We start from the raw sequence: 23,459 nt of genomic DNA, 5'->3' as shown, positions 1-23,459 counted from the left end.
GGTGTTGTGAATATCCCCTCCGCCTCCGTGTCGCCCCGCGCGACCGATGCTCGGGGTCACGACGCGCCACTGGTGCTCGAGTCGCGCACCCGCGACCGGGTGCTCCAGGCGATCAGCGAACGGGGCCCGATCACCGCGGCCACGCTGGCCGACGACCTGGGCCTCACCGCACCCGCCGTGCGGCGCCACCTCGAGAACCTCGAGGAGGCCGGCCTGATCACCGCGCGCGAGCCGGCCCCCGGCATCCGCGGACGCGGACGTCCCGCCCGGTCCTTCGTGCTCAGCGACGCGGGCCACCACGCGCTCGAGTCCGACTACGACCACCTCGCCACCGAGGCGCTGCGCTTCCTGGCGCAGGAAGCCGGCGACGGGGCCGTGCGCCGCTTCGCCGAGAGCCGCGTCGCCGAGGTCGAGACCCGGTATGCCGCGCAGCTCGCCGCCGCGGGCACCAGCCGGGCCGCCCGGGTCGACGCCCTCGTCGCCGCCCTGACGCGCGACGGGTTCGCCGCCTCGGCCCGACCGGTCGGCGAGCCGGGCTCCCAGAGCCCCTTCACCGGCATACAGCTCTGCCAGGGGCACTGCCCCGTGCAGGACGCGGCCCGGGAATTTCCCGAGATCTGTGACGCTGAGACTGATGCGTTCTCGCGCCTGCTGGGCGTGCACGTCCAGCGGCTGGCGACGCTCGCGCACGGCGACCACGTGTGCACCACGTTCATCCCCACCAGCAAGCCATCCACCACACCTGTCACACCAACCGCTGTCACACCAACTGCAACTGAAGGGGCATCCACGCGATGAGCACCCACATCGAGGAGCTGAACCCGGGTCTGAAGGACCTGGGCCGCTACGAGTACGGCTGGGCCGACAGCGACACCGCTGGCGCGACCGCCAAGCGTGGCCTCAACGAGGACGTCGTGCGCGACATCTCAGGGCGCAAGAGCGAGCCCCAGTGGATGCTCGACCTGCGCCTGAAGTCACTGCGGCTGTTCGGCAAGAAGCCCATGCCCAACTGGGGCAGCGACCTCACCGGCATCGACTTCCAGAACATCAAGTACTTCGTGAAGTCCACCGAGAAGCAGGCGACCAGCTGGGACGAGCTGCCCGAGGACATCAAGAACACCTACGACCGCCTGGGCATCCCGGAGGCCGAGAAGCAGCGCCTCGTCTCCGGCGTCGCGGCGCAGTACGAGTCGGAGGTCGTCTACCACCAGATCCGCGAAGACCTGGAGGAGAAGGGCGTCATCTTCGTCGACACCGACACCGGCCTGCGCGAGCACGAGGACCTGTTCCGCGAGTACTTCGCATCGGTCATCCCGGCCGGTGACAACAAGTTCGCCGCGCTCAACACCGCGGTCTGGTCGGGTGGCTCGTTCATCTACGTGCCGCCGGGCGTCCACGTCGACATCCCGCTGCAGGCCTACTTCCGGATCAACACCGAGAACATGGGCCAGTTCGAGCGCACCCTGATCATCGCCGACGAGGGCTCGTACGTGCACTACGTCGAGGGCTGCACCGCGCCGATCTACAAGTCCGACTCGCTGCACTCCGCGGTCGTCGAGATCATCGTGAAGAAGAACGCCCGCGTGCGCTACACGACCATCCAGAACTGGTCCAACAACGTCTACAACCTCGTCACCAAGCGGGCGACCGCCGYCGAGGGCGCGACGATGGAGTGGATCGACGGCAACATCGGCTCCAAGGTCACCATGAAGTACCCGGCCGTCTTCCTCCTCGGCGAGCACGCCAAGGGCGAGACGCTGTCGATCGCCTTCGCGGGCGAGGGCCAGCACCAGGACGCCGGCGCCAAGATGGTCCACGCCGCTCCGAACACCTCGAGCACCATCGTCTCCAAGTCGGTGGCCCGTGGTGGTGGCCGCACGTCCTACCGGGGTCTCGTGCAGATCCTCGAGGGCGCCCACGGCTCCCGGTCGAGCGTCGTCTGCGACGCGCTGCTGGTCGACACCATCAGCCGCTCCGACACCTATCCCTACGTCGACATCCGCGAGGACGACGTGACGATGGGCCACGAGGCGACCGTCTCCAAGGTGTCCGAGGACCAGATGTTCTACCTCATGTCCCGCGGGATGACCGAGGAGGAGGCCATGGCCATGATCGTGCGCGGGTTCGTCGAGCCCATCGCGCGCGAGCTGCCGATGGAGTACGCCCTCGAGCTGAACCGCCTGATCGAGCTTCAGATGGAAGGAGCCGTAGGTTGAGCCTGCTGGCCCAGAAGAACCCCGATGCGCCGGTGGGGTCCCACGAGGACTCCGCCGTCGCGTTCGTCCCCGACCAGTCGCGAGCCGAGCGCAAGACCTCCTATGCCGTGGACGACTTCGCCGTCCCCGGAGGCCGTGAGGAGGAGTGGCGGTTCACCCCCGTCGACCGCCTCGCGTCGCTGTTCCAGGTCGCACCGACCGACACCGGGAAGGTCACGGTCGACGTGCAGTCGCCGGCTGGCGTGACGGTGTCGCAGGTCGACCCCCGGTCCGCCGGCGTGCTCGTGCCGGCCGACCGCGCGTCCGTGGTTGCCTTCGCCGGCGAGGCGCAGGCGACCCGGGTGAGCATCCCGGCCGAGGCCGAGCTCACCGAGCCGGTGCACATCACCATCACTGCCACTGACCTGGCGCGCGTCAACGGCCACCTGGTCGTCGACGCAGGGCAGCACAGCAAGGCCACCGTCGTGCTGACGCACCGCGGCTCGGCCGAGTGCGGCGCCAACGTCGAGATCCGGGTCGGCGACGGCGCGGACCTCACCTTCGTCACCGTGCAGGAGTGGGACGACGACGCGCTCCACGTCACCCAGAACGACGCGCTGATCGGCCGCGACGCCCGCCTGCGGCACATCGCCGTCACGCTGGGCGGCGAGATCGTCCGCGTCTCCACCAACGCGCGCTACTCGGGCCCTGGTGGCTCGTTCGTAGGCCTCGGCGTCTACTTCGCCGACGCCGGTCAGCACCAGGAGCACCGTCTCTTCGTCGACCACGAGGCGCCGCACTGCCACTCGAACGTCGAGTACAAGGGCGCCCTCCAGGGCGACACCGCCCACACCGTCTGGGTCGGTGACGTCCTCATCCGCGCCAGCGCCGAGGGCACCGACACCTACGAGCTCAACCGCAACCTCGTCCTCACCGAGGGTGGTCGCGCCGACTCGATCCCGAACCTGGAGATCGAGACGGGCGAGATCGTCGGGGCCGGACACGCCTCGGCCACCGGTCGCTTCGACGACGAGCAGCTGTTCTACCTGCAGGCCCGGGGCATCCCCGAGGACGTCGCCCGCCGCCTCGTCGTCCGTGGCTTCTTCGCGAGCATCGTCGCGCGGATCGGCGTGCCCGAGATCTCCGAGCACCTGATGGAGGTCATCGACGCCGAGCTCGGTGCGGTGCCCGGCATCGCCACCGAGGACGTCGCGTGAGCGCCGCCCCCGAGCTGGTCACCGACGACGCCGACTTCGTGCGGGTCTGCCGCGTGGACGAGCTGCCGGAGAAGGGTGCGGCCGCGGCCGACATCAACGGCACCATCGTCGCGATCATCCGCACCGAGACCGGTTCCATCCACGCGGTCGACGACACCTGCAGTCACGCGAACGTCTCCCTCTCCGAGGGTGAGCTCGACGGCTGCACGCTGGAGTGCTGGCTGCACGGCTCGCGGTTCGACATCCGCACGGGTGAGCCCTCGGGCCCGCCCGCGATCATCCCCATCAACGTCTACCCGGTGCGGGTCGAGAACGACGAGGTCTTCGTCGGCACGACCCCCATGAACGCCTGACGTCTTCGAACAGAATGAGGAACTGAATCACCATGGCAACACTTGAGATCCGCGGCCTGACCGTGACCGTCGACGTCGAGGAGGGCACCAAGGAGATCCTGCGCGGTGTCGACCTGACCGTGAGGTCGGGGGAGACCCACGCGATCATGGGCCCCAACGGCTCGGGCAAGTCCACGCTGGCCTACTCGATCGCCGGGCACCCGAAGTACACCGTCACCGGCGGCACCGTGACCCTCGACGGCGAGGACGTGCTGGCCATGAAGGTCGACGAGCGCGCCCGCGCGGGCCTGTTCCTCGCGATGCAGTACCCCGTCGAGGTCCCCGGCGTGACGGTGAGCAACTTCCTGCGCACCGCCAAGACCGCGATCGACGGCCAAGCGCCCAAGCTGCGCACCTGGGTCAAGGACGTCAAGGGCTCGATGGACGCCCTGCGGATGGACCCCGCGTTCGCCGAGCGCAACGTCAACGAGGGCTTCTCCGGTGGCGAGAAGAAGCGCCACGAGATCCTCCAGATGGAGCTGCTCAGGCCGAAGGTCGCGATCCTCGACGAGACCGACTCCGGTCTCGACGTCGACGCCCTGCGCATCGTCTCCGAGGGCGTCAACCGCGCCAAGGAGGGCACCGACGTCGGCGTCCTGCTGATCACGCACTACACGCGCATCCTGCGCTACATCAAGCCCGACTTCGTGCACGTCTTCGTCGACGGCAAGATCGTCGAGGAGGGCGGCCCCGAGCTGGCCGACCGCCTCGAGGCCGAGGGCTACGACCGCTACCTCGCCACCCAGGCCTGAGGGCCGACCACGAGCCACCGGCAGCTGTCATGAGCGCAACGACCTTCACCGACGCGGAGCTGGCCCGGATCCGGGCCGGGTTCCCGATCCTGTCGCGCACGGTGCGAGACGGGAAGCCGCTCGTCTACCTCGACTCCGGGGCGACGTCGCAGCGGTATGCCGGTGCGCTCGACGCCGAGCGCGCCTTCAGCGAGCAGGTCAACAGCGCCGTGCACCGCGGAGCCCACCAGCTCAGCGAGGAGGCCACGGACGCCTACGAGGGTGCGCGCGCCACGGTGGCCCGGTTCGTCGGGGGAGCGGACGAGGAGGTGGTGTTCACCAAGAACGCCACCGAGTCCCTCAACCTCGTGGCCTACGCGTTCTCGAACTCCGTGGCGGGCCAGGCCAAGGACCCCCGGCTCGACCTGCACGAGGGCGACGAGATCCTCATCACCGAGATGGAGCACCACGCCAACCTCGTGCCGTGGCAGGAGCTGGCCCGGCGCACCGGCGCGACACTGCGCTGGATCGGCGTCACCGACGAGGGCCGGCTCGACCTCGAGGGCGTGCACGGACCTGCGCTCGGCGAGCTGCTGACCGAGCGCACCAAGGTCTTCGCGTTCACCCACGTGTCCAACGTGCTCGGCACCATCAACCCGGTCCGCGAGCTCACCGCCGCAGCCCGCGCGGTCGGGGCGCTCACCGTCCTGGACGCCTGCCAGTCCGCGCCGCACCTGCGGCTCGACGTGGCCGACCTCGGTGTCGACTTCGCGGCGTTCTCCGGCCACAAGATGTTCGGGCCCACGGGCGTCGGCGCGCTGTGGGGTCGTCGCGAGCTGCTGCACGCCATGCCGCCGTTCATCACCGGTGGCTCGATGATCGAGACGGTCCGGATGGAGGCGACCACCTACGCCCCGCCGCCGCAGCGCTTCGAGGCCGGGTCGCCCAACTCGGCTCAGGTCGTGGGTCTCGGTGCCGCCATCGACTACCTCGACGAGCTCGGCCTCGACCGCATCGCCGCCCACGAGCACGCCCTCACCGAGCGCCTGCTGGCCGGCCTGGCGCAGCGCCCGTGGGTGCGGGTCGTCGGACCCGCCGTCGCAGTCGACCGGGTCGGGGCCGTCGCCTTCGACGTGCAGGGGGTGCACGCCCACGACGTCGGGCAGGTGCTCGACGACGAGGGCGTCGCGGTCCGCGTGGGCCACCACTGCGCGTGGCCGCTGCACCGCCGGATGGGCGTCACCGCCACGACGCGGGCCACCCTCGCCGCCTACACCACGCCGGCCGAGGTCGACACCATGCTCGACGCGCTCGACCGGGTGCCCGCGATCTTCGGGGTGGCCAGCTGATGGACCTCTACCAGGAGCTCATCCTCGAGCACTCCAAGCGACCGCACCACGCCGGGCTGCGCGAGCCGTTCGGCGCCGAGGTCCACCACGTCAACCCCACCTGCGGCGACGAGGTCACCCTGCGCGTCCACGTCGAGGGCACCGGTGCCGGTGCCGTGGTCCGCGACATCTCCTACGACGCACTCGGCTGCTCGATCTCGATGGCCTCCACCAGCGTGCTGGCCGAGGAGGTCATCGGGCACACCGTGGCCGAGGCGATGACCACCCACGAGGCGATGCGCGCCATGCTCACCTCCAAGGGCGCGGACGTCGGTGACGAGGAGCTCATCGGTGACGGCGTGGCCTTCGCCGGCGTCAGCAAGTACCCAGCACGCGTGAAGTGTGCTCTGCTGGGATGGATGGCCTTCACCGACGCGTTGCACCAAGCAGGCATCGACACCACCAGCACGACGACCAGCAAGGACGAGTCATGAGTGACACCACCACTGCCACCCCCAACGTCGCCGACGTCGAAGAGGCCATGCGCGACGTGGTCGACCCCGAGCTCGGCATCAACGTCGTCGACCTCGGGCTCGTCTACGGCATCACCGTCGACGCCCAGCGGCACGCCGTCCTCGACATGACCCTCACCTCGGCGGCCTGCCCGCTGACCGACGTGATCGAGGACCAGACCGCGCAGGCGCTCGAGGGCCTGGTCGCGTCCTACCGCGTCAACTGGGTGTGGATGCCGCCGTGGGGCCCGGACAAGATCACCGACGACGGCCGCGAGCAGCTGCGCGCCCTCGGGTTCAACCTCTGAGCCCTTCCCCGCCTGACCCCCGGCCCCGCGTGGTCGAGGTCGCTCCCGAGCGGATCGACGGCTGGCTCGAGCGCTTCGCCGCCAACAACGCGGGAGCCGAGTCGCCCCAGCGGGTCACCGGACGGGAGGACTTCCCGCACGACCCGGTCGGGGTCCTCCTCATCCGTCGCGGTGGGTATGCCGTGGGGCTGGCCCAGGGGCCCGCGTTCAGCGAGTCCAAGGTCGGCAAGCGCCACGTCCAGTCCCGGACCGCCGCCGGCGGCTGGTCCCAGCAACGCTTCGCCCGGCGACGCGGCAACCAGGCCGACGAGCTGGTGCGCGCCGTCACCGAGCACGCGCTGCGGATCCTGCCGCGCGGCATACCCCGTGGTCTGGTCGTCGGGGGAGACAAGGCGCTGGTGCGCGCGGTGCTCGACGACCCCAGGCTGGCGCACCTCGACGCGCTCCCGCGACGCGAGCTCTACGACCTCCCCGACCCCAGGCGCGGTGTCCTGGAGGACGCCCTGCGCCGCGGCCGGGCCGTTCGGGTGACCATCGAGGACTGACCTGTCGCATGATGGCGGCATGGCGAAGTACAAGGTCAACCGTGCAGCCGTCCGGCACTGCCGCGACCTGATCAAGGCCGGCGACGTCGTGCTCGACAGCGAGTGGGGCGCGGTGCAGCCCGACGCGGACACCGAGAACGGGTTCCTCGAGGAGCACGGCTGGGACGAGTACCCGCTCTGGTTCCTCGGGCTCACCGAGGGCGCCAACGACGAGACCAAGGCGCGGCACGCCTTCGCCTACGGCGACTTCACGAAGGTCCACCGCAGCGGCCTCATCGCGTGTGTCTACCGGGCCGCGGAGTGGCGCCACAAGGACGTCGAGCTGGCGGCGCACCGCCTGCTGCAGGAGCTCGACAAGGCGCACCCGGGCGCCAAGGGCGACTGAGCCGCCGCGACCTGGGCTGCGACCTGGGCGGAGGGTCGACTACTCGACCGTGTCAGGGCTCAGGGTGTCGCACTGGTTGAGGTCGCCCGACGTGTAGCCGGTGGTGAACCACTTCTGGCGGGCGGCGGCCGAGCCGTGGGTCCACGACTCGGGGCTGACCCTTCCCTGGGTCTTCTCCTGGATCCGGTCGTCACCCACCGAGGAGGCCGCAGACAGGGCGTCCTTGATGTCCTGGTCGGTCAGCGGCTTGAGGAACGCCACGTCGCCACCCTTCGTGCTCTCGCCCTTGGTCTCGGTGGCGTGGTTGGCCCAGACGCCGGCGAGGCAGTCGGCCATCAGCTCGATGCGCACCCCGCCGCTCTGCTCGCCCTTGGGGTCCTTCTGCGCCTCGTCCAGCAGACCGAGAAGGTCCTGCACGTGGTGGCCGTACTCGTGCGCCACGACGTACTCCTGGGCCAGCGGGCCGCTGCTCGACCCGAACTGGTCGCTGAGGATCTGGAAGAAGCTCGCGTCGATGTAGACCTGCTTGTCGAGGGGGCAGTAGAACGGCCCTACCTGGTTGCTCGCCGTGCCGCAGGCCGACTGGGTCGAGCCGTTGTAGAGGATCGTCGTGGCGGGGGTGTACTCGCGCTTGTACTTCGGCAGCTCCTGCGACCAGAACGTGTTGACGGCCAGGACGGTCGCCTTGACGCGGCAGGCGTCGCTCTTGTTGGCGTCGGCGCCGGTCTTGCAGTTGGCCAGCTCGGAGTCCTGCTCGGTGCCGCCGGGCTGGACCTGGCCCTGGTCGCTCCCGCCGCCACCGGGGTTCGTGGGCAGGTCGCTGGGGTTGATGCCGAAGATGAGCGCGATGATCAGCAGGATGATGCCGCCGATGCCGCCGCCGACGACCATGCCACCGGGGCCGCCGCCGCTGCCGCCGGACCCGACTTGTGAGCCGCCGATGTTGACGTCGTCGTTGAAGCTCATCTGGCCTCCGCGGTCGTGGGTGCGTCGCTCCCCGGTGCAGTTGTCCTGGCCGGGCAACTGTGCAAGTTAGACTAGTGATCTCAGCCTCTGAGCGGCGCATCCGCAACTCGTCGGAGCGCCCCCACCCCCGCCTGTGATGTCTGGAGTTCCGTCGTGATTGCCGCCAGTGGGATCGAGCTGCGTGCTGGGTCCAGGCTCCTGCTCGACGGCGCGACGTTCCGGATCGCTGCCGGCGACCGCGTCGGGCTGGTGGGCCGCAACGGCGCCGGCAAGACGACGCTCACCAAGGTGCTCGCCGGTCAGGGTCAGCCTGCCGCGGGTTCGGTGACCGCCACCGGCGAGGTCGGCTACCTGCCCCAGGACCCCCGCACCGGTGACCTGCACGTGCTGGCCCGCGACCGCATCCTGTCGGCTCGTGGCCTCGACCGGATCATCACGCAGATGCGGGAGGCGGAGGGCGCCATGGCGAGCGCCGACGACGAGACCCGCGACAAGGCGATGCGTCGCTACTCGCGGCTCGAGGCGGAGTTCACCGCCGAGGGCGGGTATGCCGCGGAGTCCGAGGCGGCGACCATCGCCAGTGCGCTGTCGCTCGAGGAGCGGGTGCTGGGGCAGCCCCTGGGGACGCTGTCCGGTGGCCAGCGCCGACGCGTCGAGCTGTCGCGGATCCTGTTCTCCGGTGCCGCGACGCTGCTGCTCGACGAGCCCACGAACCACCTCGACGCCGACTCGATCGGCTGGCTGCGCGACTACCTCAAGGGCTACCAGGGCGGGCTGGTCGTGATCAGCCACGACGTCGAGCTGCTCGACGCCGTGGTCAACCGGGTGTTCCACCTCGATGCCAACCGCGGGGAGCTCGACCTCTACAACGTGGGCTGGAAGCCGTACCTCCAGCAGCGCGAGACCGACGAGCGGGCCCGCAAGCGCGAGTACGCCAACGCGACGAAGAAGGCCGCCGCGCTGATGGAGCAGGCCGAGAAGATGCGGGCCAAGGCGACCAAGGCGGTGGCCGCCCAGAACATGATCAAGCGCGCCGAGCGGATGCTCGCGGGAGTCGAGGGGGAGCGGACCAGCGACAAGGTCGCCAAGCTGCGGTTCCCCGACCCCGCACCCTGTGGCAAGACGCCGTTGCGTGCCTCGGGACTCTCGCGCTCCTACGGCAGCCAGGAGGTCTTCACCGACGTCGACCTGGCGATCGACAGGGGTTCGAGGGTCGTCGTGCTGGGCCTCAACGGCGCCGGCAAGACCACCCTGCTCCGCATGCTCGCGGGGGCCGACGAGCCCGACACCGGCCAGGTCGAGCCCGGGCACGGACTCAAGCTCGGCTACTACGCCCAGGAGCACGAGAACCTGGACATCACCCGCACCGTGCTCGCCAACATGAAGACGGCCGCGCCGGACTCGTTCGGCGAGACCGAGGTGCGCAAGGTGCTGGGGTCGTTCCTCTTCAGCGGTGACGACGTCGACAAGCCGGCCAGCGTGCTCTCCGGTGGCGAGAAGACCCGGCTCTCCCTGGCCATGCTGGTCGTCTCCAGCGCCAACGTCCTCCTGCTCGACGAACCCACGAACAACCTCGACCCCGCGTCGCGCGAGGAGATCCTCGGCGCGCTGCGCACCTACAAGGGCGCCGTCGTCCTCGTGACGCACGACGAGGGCGCGGTCGAGGCGCTCGAGCCGGAGCGGATCCTGCTGCTGCCCGACGGCGTCGAGGACCACTGGGGCCAGGACTACCTCGACCTCATCTCGCTGGCCTGAGCCCGAGTCCGGCCGCGCGGCACCCCGCGCGTCCGCCCGCGGCATACCCACCGGATTGGTGGGGATTGCGGTCGGATAATGGACGGTTATGCATCGCATAAGCAAACTGGCAGAATGGTGGGGTGACGCAGACCCCGATCCGTCCCCAGCGGCAGGCAGGCAAGGCCACCGGCGCCTGGGCCGACGGCGATCGCACGCCACTGAACGCCAACGAGGAGTTCAAGCAGGCCGACGACGGCCTCAACGTGCGGGCCCGCATCGAGGAGGTCTACGCCAAGAAGGGCTTCGCGAGCATCCCGGGTGAGGACCTGCGTGGCCGCATGCGGTGGTGGGGTCTCTACACGCAACGCAAGCCCGGCATCGACGGCGGCAAGACGGCGACCCTCGACCCCAGCGAGCTCGACGCGGAGTTCTTCATGCTGCGCGTCCGCAGCGACGGCGGGGCGCTCGACGCCGACCAGCTGCGCACGGTCGCCGAGATCAGCCGCGAGTTCGCGCGCGACACCGCTGACGTCACCGACCGGCAGAACATCCAGCTGCACTGGATCCGGGTCGAGGACGTGCCGGAGATCTGGCAGCGCCTCGAGGCAGTCGGCCTGACCACTGCCGAGGCCTGCGGCGACACCCCACGGGTCATCCTCGGCTCGCCGGTCGCCGGCATCGCGGCCGACGAGGTGCTCGACGGCACGCCGGCGGTGCGCCAGATCCTCGACCGCTACATCGGCAGCCCGGAGTTCTCCAACCTGCCCCGCAAGTTCAAGACCGCGATCTCCGGCAGCCCCAGCCTCGACGTCGCCCACGAGGTCAACGACATCTCGTTCGTCGGGGTCGAGCACCCCGAGCACGGCCCGGGGTTCGACGTCTGGGTCGGCGGTGGACTCTCCACCAACCCGATGTTCGCGCAGCGCCTGGGCGCCTGGGTGCCGCTCGAGGACATCCCCGACGTCTGGAAGGGCGTCGTCTCGATCTTCCGCGACTACGGCTACCGCCGGTTGCGCAACCGCGCCCGGCTGAAGTTCCTGATGGCCGACTGGGGAGCCGAGAAGTTCCGCGACGTCCTCCAGAACGAGTACCTCAAGCGCGTGCTCCTCGACGGCCCGGCGCCCCCGGCGCCCAGCGCCCACCGCCGCGACCACGTGGGCGTGCACCCCCAGCAGGACGGCAACTTCTGGGTCGGCGTCGCCCCGATCGCCGGCCGCGTGAGCGGCACGACCCTGTCTGCCGTCGCCGAGCTGGCTGCCAAGCACGGCTCGGGTCGGGTGCGGCTCACCGCCCACCAGAAGCTGCTCGTGCTCGACGTGCCCCAGAAGCAGGTCGCAGCCCTGACGGCGGCCCTGGACGAGATCGGTCTCCCGGCCGCCCCGAGCGAGTGGCGGCGCGGTCTCATGGCGTGCACCGGCATCGAGTTCTGCAAGCTGGCCCTCGTCGAGACGAAGGCGCGGGCCCACACCGTCATCGCCGAGATGGAGCGGCGCCTGCCCGACTGGGACGTCCCGTTCTCGATCCACATCAACGGCTGCCCCAACTCGTGCGCCCGCACCCAGGTCGCCGACGTGGGCCTCAAGGGCATGGTGCAGACCGACGACGACGGCAACCTCGTCGAGATCTTCCAGGTGCACCTCGGGGGTGGGCTCGGCACCGAGCCCCAGCTCGCCCGCAAGACCCGCGCGCTCAAGGTCCGCGCCGAGGACCTGCCCGACTACGTCGAGCGCCTCGCCGGCCGCTTCGTCGCGCAGCGCGAGGACGACGAGTCGTTCGCGCACTGGGCCCACCGCGCCGAGGAGGACGACCTGCGATGAGCGACAGCCCCCGCGCCAGCATCATCTACTACTGCCCGTTCTGCGCCGAGGAAGACCTCCGCCCGGTCGAGGAGCCCCAGGGCGGGTGGCGCTGCAACGCCTGCGCCCGCGTCTTCACCGTGCAGATGGCCACGCTCGACACGACCCGCATCCCGGGTCGCCTCCGCGAGGAAGCCGAGCTCCGGGGAGGAGTGGAAGCGTGAGCACGACCACCGACACCCGTTCCGTCGAGGAGCTGAGGGCCCTGGCCCAGTCAGGCGAGGAGCGCTTCGGCGCGCTGGAGACGCAGGGCGACGCCGCGGCATACGAGCATCGCGTGGAGGTGGCGCGGGAAGCGCTGCGCTGGGCGCACGAGACGTTCGGCGAGCACCTGACCGTGGCGTCGTCGATGGGCGACGAGGTGCTGGTGCACCTCGTCGGGACGACCATCCCCGGAGCCGACGTGTTCTTCCTCGACACCGGCTACCACTTCGTCGAGACGCTCGGCACCCGGGACGCCTACGAGGCCATGCTGCCCCTGAACATCCGCACCATCCTCCCGCTGCTGACCGTGCCCCAGCAGGACGAGAAGTACGGCGCCAAGCTGCACGACCGCGACCCGAACGCGTGCTGCGCGATGCGCAAGGTGGAGCCGCTCAACCGCGCGCTGTCCACGCACCAGGCCTGGGTCACCGGCATGCGCCGCGTCGACGCCCCGACCCGCACCGACATCGGGGTCGTCGGCTGGGACGAGAAGCGCGAGATGGTCAAGCTCAACCCGATCGCGGGCTGGTCCGACGACGACGTCGACCGCTACGTCGCGGAGCACGGGGTCTTCCTCAACCCGTTGCGCCAGGAGGGCTACGCCTCGATCGGCTGCGCCCCCTGCACCCGCCCCGTCGCCGAGGGCGAGGACGCCAGGGCCGGCCGCTGGGCCGGTCAGGACAAGACCGAATGCGGGCTGCACACATGACGACTGCCGCGCGGGCGTTGCCCGACCACTTCACCCTCGACCACCTCGACCACCTGGAGTCTGAGGCGATCCACATCTTCCGGGAGGTGGCCGGGGAGTTCGAGCGACCGGTCATCCTGTTCTCGGGAGGCAAGGACTCGGTCGTCATGGTGCACCTGGCGCTCAAGGCGTTCGCGCCCGGGCCGCTGCCGTTCGCGCTCCTGCACGTCGACACCGGCCACAACTTCCCGGAGGTGCTCGACTACCGCGATGCGACGGTGGAGCGGCTGGGGGTGCGGCTCGTCGTCGCCCACGTGCAGGACTACATCGACGACGGCCGGCTGCGCGAGCGACCTGACGGCACCCGCAACCCGCTGCAGACCGTCCCGCTGCTCGACGCCATCGAGGCCGGCAAGTTCGACGCCGTCTTCGGCGGCGGCCGCCGCGACGAGGAGAAGGCCCGCGCCAAGGAGCGCGTCTTCAGCCTCCGCGACTCGTTCGGGGCCTGGGACCCGCGTCGACAGCGACCCGAGCTCTGGGACCTCTACAACGGCAAGCACGCACCGGGAGAGCACGTCCGCGTCTTCCCGCTCTCCAACTGGACGGAGCTCGACGTCTGGCGCTACATCGAGCGGGAGGGGATCGCCCTGCCCGACCTCTACTACGCCCACGAGCGCGAGGTGTTCGCCCGTGACGGCATGTGGCTATCGCCCGGTGACTGGGGCGGTCCACAGGGCTCCGAGCGGGTCGAGAGCCGGACGGTCCGCTACCGCACCGTTGGCGACATGAGCTGCACCGGCGCCGTCGACTCCGCCGCGGCCGACGTGGCCGGGGTGATCCTCGAGCTCGCGGCGTCCCGCCTCACCGAGCGGGGCGCGACCCGGGCTGACGACCGGATGTCCGAGGCTGCCATGGAGGACCGGAAGAAGCAGGGGTACTTCTGATGACTGCGACCCGTGAGGCGGATGCTGCCGTGACCCTCGCCACCGCTGACGACCTGGCACCCGCGCACCGTCACGACCTGCTCAGGCTGGCCACCGCCGGCTCGGTCGACGACGGCAAGTCGACGCTCGTGGGCCGGCTGCTCTACGACACGAAGTCGGTCCTCGCCGATCAGCTCGACGCGGTCGAGCGGGTCAGCCGGGAGCGGGGTCTGGACGCCGCCGACCTCGCCCTGCTGACCGACGGCCTCCGGGCCGAGCGCGAGCAGGGCATCACCATCGACGTCGCCTACCGCTACTTCTCGACGGCGACGCGTTCCTACGTGCTGGCCGACACGCCGGGACACGTGCAGTACACCCGCAACATGGTCACGGGCGCCTCCACCGCCGAGCTCGCCCTGATCCTCATCGATGCCCGCCACGGGGTCGTCGAGCAGACCCGCCGCCACCTGGCGGTCACCGGGCTGCTCGGGGTGCGTCACGTCGCGGTGGCCGTCAACAAGATGGACCTGGTCGACTGGTCGCAGGAGCGGTTCGACGAGATCGTGGCCGAGTTCGCCCGCCACGCAACGCGGTTCGGCATAGAGGACGTCGTGGCCGTGCCCGTCTCGGCCCTCTTCGGCGACAACGTCGTGGACCGCACCGACCGGGCCGGCTGGTACACCGGACCCACCCTGCTCGAGCACCTCGAGTCCGTGCCCGTCGGCACGGACCCGTCGGCCCAGCCCCTGCGCATGCCGGTGCAGTACGTCATCCGTCCGCAGAGCGCCGAGCACCGTGACTACCGCGGGTATGCCGGTCGGCTGGCCTCCGGGGTGGTGCGCCCCGGCGACGAGGTCACGGTCCTGCCCGGTGGTGCCCGCACCACCGTCGCCGGCATCGACCGCGCTCGAGCCGACGGTTCGCTGGAGTCGCTCGACGTGGCCTTCGCGCCGCAGTCGGTGGTGCTCCGCCTGACCGACGACCTCGACGTGTCGCGGGGCGACCTGCTCGCCGCCGCAGACGAGCCGAGCCTGACGACCCGCAACCTGTCCGGCACCGTCGCAGTGCTGTCGGAGCGTCCGCTGCGCCAGCGTGACCGGGTGCTGCTCAGGGTCGGCACGCGCACCGTCCGAGCCCTCGTCGACGACGTCGTGGACCAGCTCGACATCGCGACCATGGAGCAGCGGACTGCCCCGGATGGCTTGGCGCTCAATGCGATCGGCCGCGTGCGCATCCGCCTCGCGGACGACATCGCGATCGACGACTACCGCACGCTGCGCCGGACCGGCGCCTTCCTGCTCATCGACGACGCAGACGGCTCCACCCTGGCCGCAGGCATGGCGGACGCCCCGGACCGCAGCATCGGTGAGGGCATCTGATGGGCTCGCCGTCCTACCCCCTGACCCTCGACCTCACCGGTCGCAGGGTCGTCGTGGTCGGGGGAGGGCCGGTCGCAGCCCGGAAGGCCTCGGCCCTGGTCGAGGCCGGGGCCCTGGTCGACGTCATCGCCCCCTTCGTCTGCGAGGACCTCGCCGCCCTCGTCTCCGCTGGCCGGCTCGGCTGGCAGGAGCGCGACTACGTGGCCGGCGACCTGCTCGACCCCACGGCTGCGTGGCTGGTCCACACGGCCACCGGAGAGCCGCAGGTCGACGCCCAGGTCGCGCGTGAGGCCGAGGCCGCACGCATCTGGTGCGTCCGCGCCGACGACGCCACTGCCTCGACTGCGTGGACCCCTGCGGTCGCGCGGGGGACCGCAGGCACGGCCAGCGAGGGGCTGACCGTTGCCGTGAGCGCTGGTGCCGACCCACGACGGGCCACGGCTGTCCGCGACGCGGTGCTCGCGGCCCTCGAGAGCGGCACCCTGCCGGTCCGCCGGGTCCGGCGCGCGGAGTCGGCCGATGCGGACGGCGCACCCGTCAGCGTGGGTCGCGTGGCGCTCGTGGGCGGTGGCCCCGGAGCCGAGGACCTCATCACGGTGCGCGGACGAGCCCTGCTGGCCGCTGCGGACGTCGTCGTCACCGACCGGCTGGGCCCGCGCGGGCTGCTCCGGACGCTCGCCTCCGAGGTCGAGGTCGTCGACGTCGGCAAGACCCCCGGCAACCACCCGGTCACCCAGGAGCGCATCAACGAGCTGCTGGTGCACCACGCCCGGCTCGGCAAGCGGGTGGTGCGGCTCAAGGGCGGCGACCCGTTCGTCCTCGGCCGGGGTGGCGAGGAGGCCATGCACTGCCTCGCTCACGGCGTGCCCGTCGAGGTCGTGCCCGGGGTGACGTCGGCCGTCTCGGTCCCTGCGGCAGCAGGCATCCCGGTGACCCACCGCGGCGTGGCGGCGTCCTTCGTCGTCGCGTCCGCGCACGAGGGCGCCGACCACGTGCTCGCGGCAGCCGCCGACGCGGCTCCCGACGCGACGCTCGTCCTCCTGATGGGCGTCACCCGACTCGCGGAGACCGCTGCGGCACTCATCGCCGCCGGGCGCCCCTCCGACACGCCGGTGGCCCTCGTGGAGCGCGGCTGGACGCCCGAGCAGCGCACGACGACCACCACGCTGGCCACCGCGGCGGCCGATGCCGAGGCGGCCGGCGTGCGGGCCCCGGCCGTCGTCGTCGTCGGTCAGGTTGTGGCCCTCCGAGAGCACCTCGGCGACCTCGCGGGGAGTAACGTCACGGCGTGACCACCGACACCGACATCGTGCTGCTCGCCCACGGCTCGCCGGACCCCCGGCACGCGCAGGGTGTCGAGACCCTGGCCACCCACGTGCGCGAGCTGGCTCCGCACCGGACCGTCCACACGGCATACCTCGACCACCACGGTCCCAACGCGACCGAGGCGGGCGCCGACCTCGGTGAGCACGTGGTCGTCGTCCCGGTGCTGGTCACGCCCGCCTACCACGCGAAGGTCGACGTCCCGGCCGCTGTCAACGAGCTCGCGGCCGCCTCCGGCTCCTCGGTCTCGCTTGCCGCCCCGCTCGGTCCCCACGAGCTGCTGCTGGAGGCCGTCGAGGAGCTGCTGGCCGCCGAGGGCATCGCCCCCGACCCCACCACCGCCGTTGTCCTGTATGCCGCGGGGTCGAGCGACAGCGAAGCCGTCGCCACCGTGGGCCACACCATCGCCGAGCACCCGCGCGCGGGCTGGGGTCCGTGGGGAGTGGCTGCCCTCGACGGCGGGTCGACCCTCGACCAGGTCCTGCGGCGGCTGCCCGACGAGGTCGAGCGCACGGTGGCCGTGTCGTTCACGGTGGCCGAGGGGGTCCTGCGCGACCGGATGGCCCAGCAGTGCGGCCGGGCCGGTGTGTCGATGGTGCCCGGTGCCCTGGCCCGCACGTCGGCGGCCGCCCACCTCGTCCTCGAGCGGGCGGATAGCCTGCCGGTGTGACCGACGCAGCCCAGCCCCACCCGCACCTGTCCGTCGCGCGTGACGGGGCCGTCCTCACCGTCAGTCTCGACCACCCGGACCGCCGCAACGCCCAGACCCCGAGCCTGTGGCTGGCCCTCGCGGAGCTCGCCACGAGTCTCGACCCCGACGTCCGGGTCGTCGTCCTGCGCGGCGAGGGACCGTCGTTCTCGGCCGGCCTCGACCGGGCGATGCTCGCACCCGGCGGGGTGCCCGGTGAGACCGACATGATCGCGATGGCCGTCGAGAGCGCCGAGGGAGCCGCAGACACCATCAAGTCCTTCCAGGGCGGCTTCTCCGCCTGGGCCGAGGTGCCGGCCGTGGTCGTGGCCGCAGTGCAGGGCCACGCGATCGGCGCCGGCTTCCAGCTCGCCCTCGCCGCTGACCTGCGCGTGGTGGCCGACGACGTCCAGTTCGCGATGCGCGAGACCTCGCTCGGGCTCGTGCCCGACCTGGGCGGCACCGGTCCGCTGGTCTCCCTCGTCGGGGTGGCCCGGGCCCTCGAGATCTGCGCCACGGGGCGGTTCGTGGGAGCGTCCGAGGCCGTCGCCATCGGCCTGGCCAACGTCGCGGTGCCTGCGGACGCGCTTCGGGAGACCACGGACGACCTCGTCGCGGCCCTGCTCGCCGCACCGGCGGCGGCGCTGCGCGAGCTCAAGCCACTGCTGCGCGGCGCGGTGGGGGCGGAGGGGGAGGCCCAGCTGCGGCTCGAGCGCGAGGCGCAGGGCCGGCTGCTGCACGGCATCGCCGGTCAGCTGGCCCGCTGACCAGCACCGACCTCGCCGTTGCGCGCTCGGCGCAATGTCGGTGCCCGGCCCCATGATGGGGAATGAGCCGTCGCCCGGGTGGCGTTCCACGGCCGTGAGCAGGAGACGCACGATGCACAGGAGTGAAGCCCCGTGAGCCACGCTGGCTGGATGGCCATGCGGTCGCTGACGCGCGACGACTCGGTCAAGGACCGCAAGCTCGCGCCCGGCACCGCCCGTCGGGTGGCGTCCTACGCCCAGCCGTTCCGTCGTGAGATCGGGCTGTTCCTCGTGCTGGTCGTCATCGACTCGGCGCTGGTCGTGGCCACCCCGCTGCTGCTCAAGGAGCTGATCGACAGGGGGATCACCCCGCGCGACCGCGGCGTCGTCATCGAGCTCGCCCTGGTCGTGGCAGCCCTGGCGGTCGTGAGCGGGGCCCTCACGCTCGTCGAGCGCTGGTTCTCGAGCCGGATCGGTGAGGGCCTGATCTACTCCCTGCGCACCGAGGTCTTCTCCCACGTGCTGCGTCAGCCGATCGCCTTCTTCACGCGCGCCCAGACCGGCGCGCTGGTCAGCCGGCTCAACAGCGACGTCATCGGGGCGCAGCAGGCGTTCACCTCGGTGCTGTCCAGCGTCGTGAGCAACGTCGTCTCCCTGGTCCTGATCATCGTCACCATGGCGACCCTGTCGTGGCAGCTGACGCTCGCGTCGCTGGCGCTGGTGCCCTTCTTCCTGCTCCCGGCGCGGCTCATGGGACGACGCCTGGCGGGGTTGACCCATGCCCAGATGGGCCTCAACGCCGACCTCGGCTCACGCATGACCGAGCGGTTCAACGTGGCTGGCGCGCTCCTCGTCAAGCTCTTCGGCGAGCCCCACCGCGAGGACCGCGAGTACGCCGAGCAGGCGGCCGGAGTCCGCGACATGGGTGTCCGGATCGCGCTCAACCGCAGCATCTTCTTCGTCGCCCTCACCCTCGTCGCGTCGCTGGCGACCGCCATGGTCTACGGCTTCGGCGGCCTGATGGCGGTGAGCGGTTCGCTCACCGTCGGCACGTTGCTCGCCCTCACGGCGCTGCTGGCACGGCTCTACGGCCCGCTCACCTCGCTGTCCAACGTGCGCGTCGACGTGATGACCGCCCTCGTCTCGTTCGAGCGGGTCTTCGAGGTGCTCGACCTCCAGCCCCTGGTCACCGAGCGCGTCGACGCCCGACCGATCCCCGCCGCGCCGGTGCGGGTCGAGCTGTCCGGCGTCGCGTTCCGCTACCCCTCGGCCGACGAGGTGTCGCTGGCCTCCCTCGAGAGCGTCGCGACCGGCGACCGCAAGGGCGGGGGAGTCGTGCTCAGGGACATCGGGTTCGTCGCCGAGCCGGGTCAGCTGGTGGCGCTGGTCGGCCCGAGCGGAGCCGGCAAGACGACCATCACGTCGCTGCTGGCGCGCCTCTACGACCCGTCGACGGGTTCGGTGCGGCTCAACGGGGTCGACCTGCGCGAGGCCACGCTGGAGTCCGTGACCCGCACCGTCGGGATGGTCACCCAGGAAGCCCACCTGTTCCACGACACCATCCGCGCCAACCTGCGCTATGCCGCTCCCGGGGCCACCGACGACGAGCTCGTCGACGCACTCAAGGCCGCACAGGTCTGGTCACTGGTGGGTTCGCTGCCCGAGGGGCTCGACACCGTCGTCGGAGACCGTGGACACCGGCTGTCCGGCGGCGAGAAGCAGCGACTGGCCCTCGCGCGGCTCCTGCTCAAGGGACCCGGCCTGGTCGTCCTCGACGAGGCCACTGCCCACCTCGACAGCGAGTCCGAGGCCGCGGTGCAGCGTGCCCTCGACACCGCCCTCGAAGGGCGGACGGCGATCGTGATCGCCCACCGGCTCTCGACCGTGCGTGGCGCCGACCAGATCCTCGTCGTCGACCAGGGGCGGATCGTCGAGCGCGGCACGCATCGCGAGCTGCTCGAGCGCGGCGGCCTGTACAACGACCTCTACACGACGCAGTTCGCCGACCAGGAGAGCCGCACGACTGACGTCCCGGCCTGACGCGACGAGCGGCTCAGGCGTCCTCCTCGTCCCAGATCCGCACCTTTCTGACCGGTCTGGGGGTGCCCTCGGGAGCGATCTGCTCGAGGCCCTCCCGGTACTCCCGTCGCGCCCCGAACCAGACCAGGACGAACCCGGCCACCATCCCCAGCCACCACTGGAAGGCGTAGGCCTGGTGCGGTCCGAGGTCGGTGTCGGGTGCCTCCAGGGCGGTCGGTCGCGGGGGAGCGGTCCCGTCCGGGAGACGCTCGACCTCGAGGATGACGTAGGCACCGAGCAGCGGGCTGCCGACCTGGCTGCTGGCCTCCGCGAGGTTGATGCTGGCCAGCTGGCCGCGGGGGAGTGACTTGCCCAGCGACGGCTCGGAGCGACGCAGCCATCCGGTCACGGTCAGGTCCCCGGTCGGTGCCGGGACCACATCGGGCAGGGTCTCGGCGGTCTGGGCGTTCTGGACCCAGCCGCGGTCCACGAGCACGGTGTCCCCGGAGGTGTCCCGGAAAGGCACGAGCACCTCGTAGCCGTAGGTGCCGTCGAACGGACGGTTCCGGACCAGGAGGGTGGCGTCCGCGGCATACCGGCCCTGCATGGTGATGCGGGTCCACTCGCGGGACAACGGCAGGGGGGCTGCCCCGAGCACGTCAGCGACCGGCTGCGGCTTCGCGTCGTAGTGGCTGTGGATCCGGTCGGCCCGCGCCGCCTTGGCCTCGTAGCGGTGCCACTGCCACTGGCCGAGGAAGTACGCGGCCACCGCGAAGGCCAGGGCGACCCCAAAGGCACCCAGCCACCGACGCGATGTGAGCACCTTGACCACTGCTTCACGGTACCCGGCTTAGGCTAGGGGGCATGACCGGCCTTCCCTTCCCCAGTGTGCGCGGTGACTCGCGCGCCCCGGCGGGGACCGTGGGCCTGCCCGACCAGCTCGGCCGGGTGGCGCGCGACCTGCGCGTCTCCGTGACCGACCGGTGCAACCTGCGCTGCCGCTACTGCATGCCCGCCGAAGGACTCCCGTGGCTGGCCAAGCCCGAGATGCTCACCGACGACGAGCTCGTGAGGGTCATCGGGGTCTTCGTCGGGCTGGGTGTCCAGCAGATCCGGCTCACCGGTGGCGAGCCCCTGCTGCGCAGGTCGCTGGTCGACGTCGTACGACGCGTCGCCGCCCTCGAGCCACGCCCGCGGATCGCCATGACCACCAACGGCATCGGGCTCGACCGGCTGGCCCAGCCGCTGGCCGACGCCGGACTCGACCGGGTCAACGTCAGCCTCGACACGATCGACCCGCAGGAGTTCGCCGACCTCACCCGTCGCGACCGGCTCCACGACGTCGAGCTGGGGCTCAAGGCCGCGGCCGCGGCGGGGCTGACTCCGGTGAAGGTCAACGCCGTCGCGATGCGGGGGATCAACGACCACTCGGTGGCCGACCTGCTGCAGTGGTGCCTCGACCGCGACTACGAGCTGCGGTTCATCGAGCAGATGCCGCTCGACGCCCAACACGGCTGGGACGCCTCGACGATGATCAGTGCCGACGAGATCCGCGAGCGCCTGACCGAGCGCTTCGAGCTGACGCCGCTGCCTGCCGCCGACCGGGGGAGTGCGCCGGCCGAGCGGTTCCTCGTCAACGGCGGGCCGGTCACGGTCGGCATCATCGCGAGCGTCAGTGCGCCGTTCTGCGCGGCCTGCGACCGCACCCGGCTCACCGCAGACGGCCAGGTGCGCAACTGCCTGTTCTCGCAGAAGGAGACCGACCTGCTCGGACCGCTGCGCGAGGGAGCCAGCGACGAGGAGCTCGGCGCGCTCATCCAGGGCGAGATGTGGCGCAAGCTCCCCGGCCACGGCATCGGGACGGCCGACTTCGTCCAGCCCGACCGGCCGATGTCGGCCATCGGCGGCTGACCGACCGCTGTCGCCGGGTCAGCCGCCCGGTCAGCCGGCGGTCTCGGGGATCGCGTCCGCTGCCACCGTCTCGACGAGGAAACCACGAATCGACAGGAACTCGCCGAGCGAGGTGCGGTGGTCGTCGCAGGCCAGCCAGACCTTCCGGCGCTCGGGCGTGTGCAGCTTCGGGTTGTTCCACAGGTGGGCCCAGGCGGCGGTGTTGCGGCACGCCTTCGCGCTGCAGACCAAGGACTCCATCAGTGACCGATCTGGTCGGGACCATCGCCCCGTGGGGTGACCGGCGCGGACGACCCCGGCGGCCGAGGGCGCACGGCGTTGGCCAGCACCACGGCGACGTAGGGGAGCACGATGGCTGCCACGGCGAAGCTGCCCCAGAGCCACCAGGGGGCGCCCTTGGTGGCGGTCACGGCAGCGAGGACGAAGCACACCGTGCGGATGCCCATGGTCACCAGGTAGCGGCGGATCCGGCCGGCCTGCTCATCGGCCAGTGACTCCGGCACCGACGTCACCGACTGCACGACGGGCTCGTCGTGGTGGTGGTGGCGGTGGAGGCGGGGCACATGTCCACGATAGGCGTCCTCGGATGCGGTGTACCCATGGGTAGTCGATAAGGTCGCGGCGAAGGCGCAGCGTGCGTGTGCGCCCGGCCCGGAGCATCGTCGAGAACCCCCGGAGGACATCCATGGCAGGACGCAACGTGCTGGTCACCGGCGGCAACCGCGGCATCGGTCTCAGCATCGCCACGGCCCTGATGGAGGGCGGCGACAACGTCGTCATCACCCACCGGTCGGGTGAGCCACCGGAGGGCCTGCGCGGTGTGCGCTGCGAGGTGACCGACTCGGCGTCCGTCGACCAGGCCTTCACCGAGGCCGAGGAGATCCTCGGCGGCCCGGTCGAGGTCCTCGTGGCCAACGCCGGGGTCACCCGCGACACCCTGCTGATGCGGATGTCCGACGAGGACTTCGACGTCGTCATCGACACCAACCTCGCCGGGGCCTTCCGCTGCGCGCGGCGCGCGGTCAAGGGCATGATCAAGCAGCGCCACGGCCGGATCATCTTCATCTCCAGCGTCGTCGGCCTCTACGGCTCGCCCGGCCAGACCAACTACTCCGCCAGCAAGTCCGGTCTCGTGGGGCTGGCCAGGTCCATCTCCCGTGAGCTCGGCGGCCGCGGCATCACCGCGAACGTCGTGGCGCCGGGCTTCATCGAGACCGACATGACTGCCGAGCTGCCCGAGGACCGCAAGAAGGCCTACCAGGCAACCATCCCCGCGGGACGGTTCGCCCAGCCGGAGGAGGTCGCGGCAGCGGTGCGCTTCCTCGCCGGTGACGACGCGGCATACATCACCGGTGCGGTGATCCCCGTCGACGGCGGGCTGGGCATGGGCCACTGAGCCCGCGCCC

26 protein-coding genes are annotated in these 23,459 nt (G+C 71.2%); 22 read left to right on the top strand and 4 right to left on the bottom strand.

Annotated elements, in window-relative coordinates; genetic code table 11:
• The first annotated feature begins 6 nt into the window (after positions 1 to 6).
• Genes ACXJKD_RS14760 through ACXJKD_RS14715 form a run of 10 tightly spaced genes read left to right on the top strand, consistent with a single transcriptional unit; the run spans position 7 to position 7,613 of the window.
• A complete protein-coding gene (locus ACXJKD_RS14760) occupies positions 7 to 798 on the top strand; it encodes a helix-turn-helix transcriptional regulator (protein WP_457255368.1) in 792 nt (263 codons plus the stop codon).
• Entirely contained in the window at positions 795 to 2,216 is a 1,422-nt protein-coding gene (sufB, locus tag ACXJKD_RS14755; protein WP_457255367.1) for a Fe-S cluster assembly protein SufB, read from the top strand. Before ACXJKD_RS14760 ends, sufB begins: the two co-directional genes overlap by 4 nt.
• On the top strand, positions 2,213 to 3,412 hold the full coding sequence (sufD, locus tag ACXJKD_RS14750; protein ID WP_457255366.1) for a Fe-S cluster assembly protein SufD: 1,200 nt from the start codon (positions 2,213 to 2,215) through the stop codon (positions 3,410 to 3,412). Before sufB ends, sufD begins: the two co-directional genes overlap by 4 nt.
• The gene (locus ACXJKD_RS14745; RefSeq protein WP_457255365.1) at positions 3,409 to 3,765 is read left to right on the top strand and encodes a non-heme iron oxygenase ferredoxin subunit; all 357 of its coding nucleotides are present in this window, start codon (positions 3,409 to 3,411) and stop codon (positions 3,763 to 3,765) included. Before sufD ends, ACXJKD_RS14745 begins: the two co-directional genes overlap by 4 nt.
• 32 nt (positions 3,766 to 3,797) lie before the next feature.
• A complete protein-coding gene (gene sufC, locus ACXJKD_RS14740) occupies positions 3,798 to 4,556 on the top strand; it encodes a Fe-S cluster assembly ATPase SufC (RefSeq protein ID WP_457255364.1) in 759 nt (252 codons plus the stop codon).
• Between the two features lie 29 nt (positions 4,557 to 4,585).
• The gene (locus tag ACXJKD_RS14735) at positions 4,586 to 5,884 is read left to right on the top strand and encodes a SufS family cysteine desulfurase (protein WP_457255363.1); all 1,299 of its coding nucleotides are present in this window, start codon (positions 4,586 to 4,588) and stop codon (positions 5,882 to 5,884) included.
• Positions 5,884 to 6,357 (top strand): Fe-S cluster assembly sulfur transfer protein SufU, encoded by a 474-nt coding sequence (gene sufU, locus ACXJKD_RS14730; protein ID WP_457255362.1) that lies wholly within the window; start codon positions 5,884 to 5,886, stop codon positions 6,355 to 6,357. The genes ACXJKD_RS14735 and sufU overlap by 1 nt, the downstream gene beginning before the upstream one ends.
• Positions 6,354 to 6,683: a metal-sulfur cluster assembly factor gene (locus tag ACXJKD_RS14725; RefSeq protein WP_345504884.1), complete on the top strand. Its 330-nt coding sequence runs from the start codon at positions 6,354 to 6,356 to the stop codon at positions 6,681 to 6,683. The genes sufU and ACXJKD_RS14725 overlap by 4 nt, the downstream gene beginning before the upstream one ends.
• A gap of 29 nt (positions 6,684 to 6,712) precedes the next feature.
• Positions 6,713 to 7,228: an acVLRF1 family peptidyl-tRNA hydrolase gene (locus ACXJKD_RS14720; RefSeq protein WP_457255361.1), complete on the top strand. Its 516-nt coding sequence runs from the start codon at positions 6,713 to 6,715 to the stop codon at positions 7,226 to 7,228.
• Positions 7,229 to 7,247: 19 nt separating this feature from the next.
• Positions 7,248 to 7,613, top strand: coding sequence for a hypothetical protein (locus tag ACXJKD_RS14715; protein ID WP_457255360.1), 366 nt, complete (start codon positions 7,248 to 7,250; stop codon positions 7,611 to 7,613).
• Between the two features lie 39 nt (positions 7,614 to 7,652).
• Here the strand turns inward: ACXJKD_RS14715 and ypfJ are convergent, their stop codons facing one another.
• The gene (ypfJ, locus tag ACXJKD_RS14710; protein WP_457255359.1) at positions 7,653 to 8,579 is read right to left on the bottom strand and encodes a KPN_02809 family neutral zinc metallopeptidase; all 927 of its coding nucleotides are present in this window, start codon (positions 8,577 to 8,579) and stop codon (positions 7,653 to 7,655) included.
• 153 nt (positions 8,580 to 8,732) lie between these two features.
• On the opposite strand from ypfJ, the gene ACXJKD_RS14705 reads away from it, so the two are divergent.
• The 10 genes from ACXJKD_RS14705 to ACXJKD_RS14660 all read left to right on the top strand — a co-directional run bounded on the left by ACXJKD_RS14705 (position 8,733) and on the right by ACXJKD_RS14660 (position 20,163).
• Positions 8,733 to 10,334, top strand: coding sequence for an ABC-F family ATP-binding cassette domain-containing protein (locus tag ACXJKD_RS14705; RefSeq protein WP_457255358.1), 1,602 nt, complete (start codon positions 8,733 to 8,735; stop codon positions 10,332 to 10,334).
• A gap of 122 nt (positions 10,335 to 10,456) precedes the next feature.
• Positions 10,457 to 12,133, top strand: coding sequence for a nitrite/sulfite reductase (locus ACXJKD_RS14700; RefSeq protein WP_457255357.1), 1,677 nt, complete (start codon positions 10,457 to 10,459; stop codon positions 12,131 to 12,133).
• A complete protein-coding gene (locus tag ACXJKD_RS14695; RefSeq protein WP_457255356.1) occupies positions 12,130 to 12,336 on the top strand; it encodes a hypothetical protein in 207 nt (68 codons plus the stop codon). The genes ACXJKD_RS14700 and ACXJKD_RS14695 overlap by 4 nt, the downstream gene beginning before the upstream one ends.
• Positions 12,333 to 13,085, top strand: coding sequence for a phosphoadenylyl-sulfate reductase (locus ACXJKD_RS14690; RefSeq protein ID WP_457255355.1), 753 nt, complete (start codon positions 12,333 to 12,335; stop codon positions 13,083 to 13,085). The genes ACXJKD_RS14695 and ACXJKD_RS14690 overlap by 4 nt, the downstream gene beginning before the upstream one ends.
• Positions 13,082 to 14,008 carry a sulfate adenylyltransferase subunit CysD gene (cysD, locus tag ACXJKD_RS14685; protein ID WP_457255354.1) on the top strand — a complete coding sequence of 309 codons (927 nt, stop codon included), beginning with the start codon at positions 13,082 to 13,084 and terminating at the stop codon, positions 14,006 to 14,008. Before ACXJKD_RS14690 ends, cysD begins: the two co-directional genes overlap by 4 nt.
• A complete protein-coding gene (locus tag ACXJKD_RS14680) occupies positions 14,008 to 15,366 on the top strand; it encodes a sulfate adenylyltransferase subunit 1 (RefSeq protein WP_457255353.1) in 1,359 nt (452 codons plus the stop codon). The genes cysD and ACXJKD_RS14680 overlap by 1 nt, the downstream gene beginning before the upstream one ends.
• Positions 15,366 to 16,658, top strand: a complete 1,293-nt coding sequence (gene cobA, locus ACXJKD_RS14675) for a uroporphyrinogen-III C-methyltransferase (RefSeq protein ID WP_457255352.1) — start codon at positions 15,366 to 15,368, stop codon at positions 16,656 to 16,658. Before ACXJKD_RS14680 ends, cobA begins: the two co-directional genes overlap by 1 nt.
• Complete coding sequence (locus tag ACXJKD_RS14670; RefSeq protein WP_457255351.1) at positions 16,655 to 17,359, top strand: sirohydrochlorin chelatase; 705 nt, start codon at positions 16,655 to 16,657, stop codon at positions 17,357 to 17,359. Before cobA ends, ACXJKD_RS14670 begins: the two co-directional genes overlap by 4 nt.
• Positions 17,356 to 18,144: an enoyl-CoA hydratase/isomerase family protein gene (locus ACXJKD_RS14665; RefSeq protein ID WP_457255350.1), complete on the top strand. Its 789-nt coding sequence runs from the start codon at positions 17,356 to 17,358 to the stop codon at positions 18,142 to 18,144. Before ACXJKD_RS14670 ends, ACXJKD_RS14665 begins: the two co-directional genes overlap by 4 nt.
• Positions 18,145 to 18,294: 150 nt before the next feature.
• Positions 18,295 to 20,163 (top strand): ABC transporter ATP-binding protein, encoded by a 1,869-nt coding sequence (locus tag ACXJKD_RS14660; protein ID WP_457255604.1) that lies wholly within the window; start codon positions 18,295 to 18,297, stop codon positions 20,161 to 20,163.
• 13 nt (positions 20,164 to 20,176) lie between these two features.
• Here the strand turns inward: ACXJKD_RS14660 and ACXJKD_RS14655 are convergent, their stop codons facing one another.
• Positions 20,177 to 20,974 (bottom strand): SURF1 family cytochrome oxidase biogenesis protein, encoded by a 798-nt coding sequence (locus ACXJKD_RS14655; RefSeq protein WP_457255349.1) that lies wholly within the window; start codon positions 20,972 to 20,974, stop codon positions 20,177 to 20,179.
• A 32-nt stretch (positions 20,975 to 21,006) separates the two neighbouring features.
• On the opposite strand from ACXJKD_RS14655, the gene moaA reads away from it, so the two are divergent.
• The gene (gene moaA / locus ACXJKD_RS14650; RefSeq protein WP_457255348.1) at positions 21,007 to 22,053 is read left to right on the top strand and encodes a GTP 3',8-cyclase MoaA; all 1,047 of its coding nucleotides are present in this window, start codon (positions 21,007 to 21,009) and stop codon (positions 22,051 to 22,053) included.
• Positions 22,054 to 22,083: 30 nt separating this feature from the next.
• Here moaA and ACXJKD_RS14645 read toward each other — a convergent pair whose 3' ends face one another.
• Both ACXJKD_RS14645 and ACXJKD_RS14640 read right to left on the bottom strand, forming a co-directional pair.
• A complete protein-coding gene (locus ACXJKD_RS14645) occupies positions 22,084 to 22,293 on the bottom strand; it encodes a hypothetical protein (RefSeq protein ID WP_457255347.1) in 210 nt (69 codons plus the stop codon).
• Complete coding sequence (locus tag ACXJKD_RS14640) at positions 22,293 to 22,616, bottom strand: DUF3099 domain-containing protein (RefSeq protein ID WP_457255346.1); 324 nt, start codon at positions 22,614 to 22,616, stop codon at positions 22,293 to 22,295. The genes ACXJKD_RS14645 and ACXJKD_RS14640 overlap by 1 nt, the downstream gene beginning before the upstream one ends.
• 122 nt (positions 22,617 to 22,738) lie before the next feature.
• Here ACXJKD_RS14640 and fabG point away from each other — a divergent pair, with 122 nt between their 5' ends.
• Positions 22,739 to 23,449, top strand: a complete 711-nt coding sequence (gene fabG / locus ACXJKD_RS14635) for a 3-oxoacyl-ACP reductase FabG (protein WP_457255345.1) — start codon at positions 22,739 to 22,741, stop codon at positions 23,447 to 23,449.
• Positions 23,450 to 23,459 lie beyond the last annotated feature (10 nt).

The sequence above is a fragment of the Pedococcus sp. P5_B7 genome (assembly GCF_054049895.1).
This window is presented reverse-complemented; position numbering and strand designations above follow the sequence as displayed.

Coding starts and splice junctions, on each gene's coding strand:
- sufC (WP_457255364.1), top strand. CDS start 3,798: ATGGCAACACTTGAGATCCGCGGCCTGACCGTGACCGTCGACGTCGAG.
- ACXJKD_RS14735 (WP_457255363.1), top strand. CDS start 4,586: ATGAGCGCAACGACCTTCACCGACGCGGAGCTGGCCCGGATCCGGGCC.
- sufU (WP_457255362.1), top strand. CDS start 5,884: ATGGACCTCTACCAGGAGCTCATCCTCGAGCACTCCAAGCGACCGCAC.
- ACXJKD_RS14725 (WP_345504884.1), top strand. CDS start 6,354: ATGAGTGACACCACCACTGCCACCCCCAACGTCGCCGACGTCGAAGAG.
- ACXJKD_RS14715 (WP_457255360.1), top strand. CDS start 7,248: ATGGCGAAGTACAAGGTCAACCGTGCAGCCGTCCGGCACTGCCGCGAC.
- ypfJ (WP_457255359.1), bottom strand. CDS start 8,579: ATGAGCTTCAACGACGACGTCAACATCGGCGGCTCACAAGTCGGGTCC.
- ACXJKD_RS14695 (WP_457255356.1), top strand. CDS start 12,130: ATGAGCGACAGCCCCCGCGCCAGCATCATCTACTACTGCCCGTTCTGC.
- cysD (WP_457255354.1), top strand. CDS start 13,082: ATGACGACTGCCGCGCGGGCGTTGCCCGACCACTTCACCCTCGACCAC.
- ACXJKD_RS14680 (WP_457255353.1), top strand. CDS start 14,008: ATGACTGCGACCCGTGAGGCGGATGCTGCCGTGACCCTCGCCACCGCT.
- cobA (WP_457255352.1), top strand. CDS start 15,366: ATGGGCTCGCCGTCCTACCCCCTGACCCTCGACCTCACCGGTCGCAGG.
- ACXJKD_RS14660 (WP_457255604.1), top strand. CDS start 18,295: ATGGCCATGCGGTCGCTGACGCGCGACGACTCGGTCAAGGACCGCAAG.
- moaA (WP_457255348.1), top strand. CDS start 21,007: ATGACCGGCCTTCCCTTCCCCAGTGTGCGCGGTGACTCGCGCGCCCCG.
- ACXJKD_RS14645 (WP_457255347.1), bottom strand. CDS start 22,293: ATGGAGTCCTTGGTCTGCAGCGCGAAGGCGTGCCGCAACACCGCCGCC.
- fabG (WP_457255345.1), top strand. CDS start 22,739: ATGGCAGGACGCAACGTGCTGGTCACCGGCGGCAACCGCGGCATCGGT.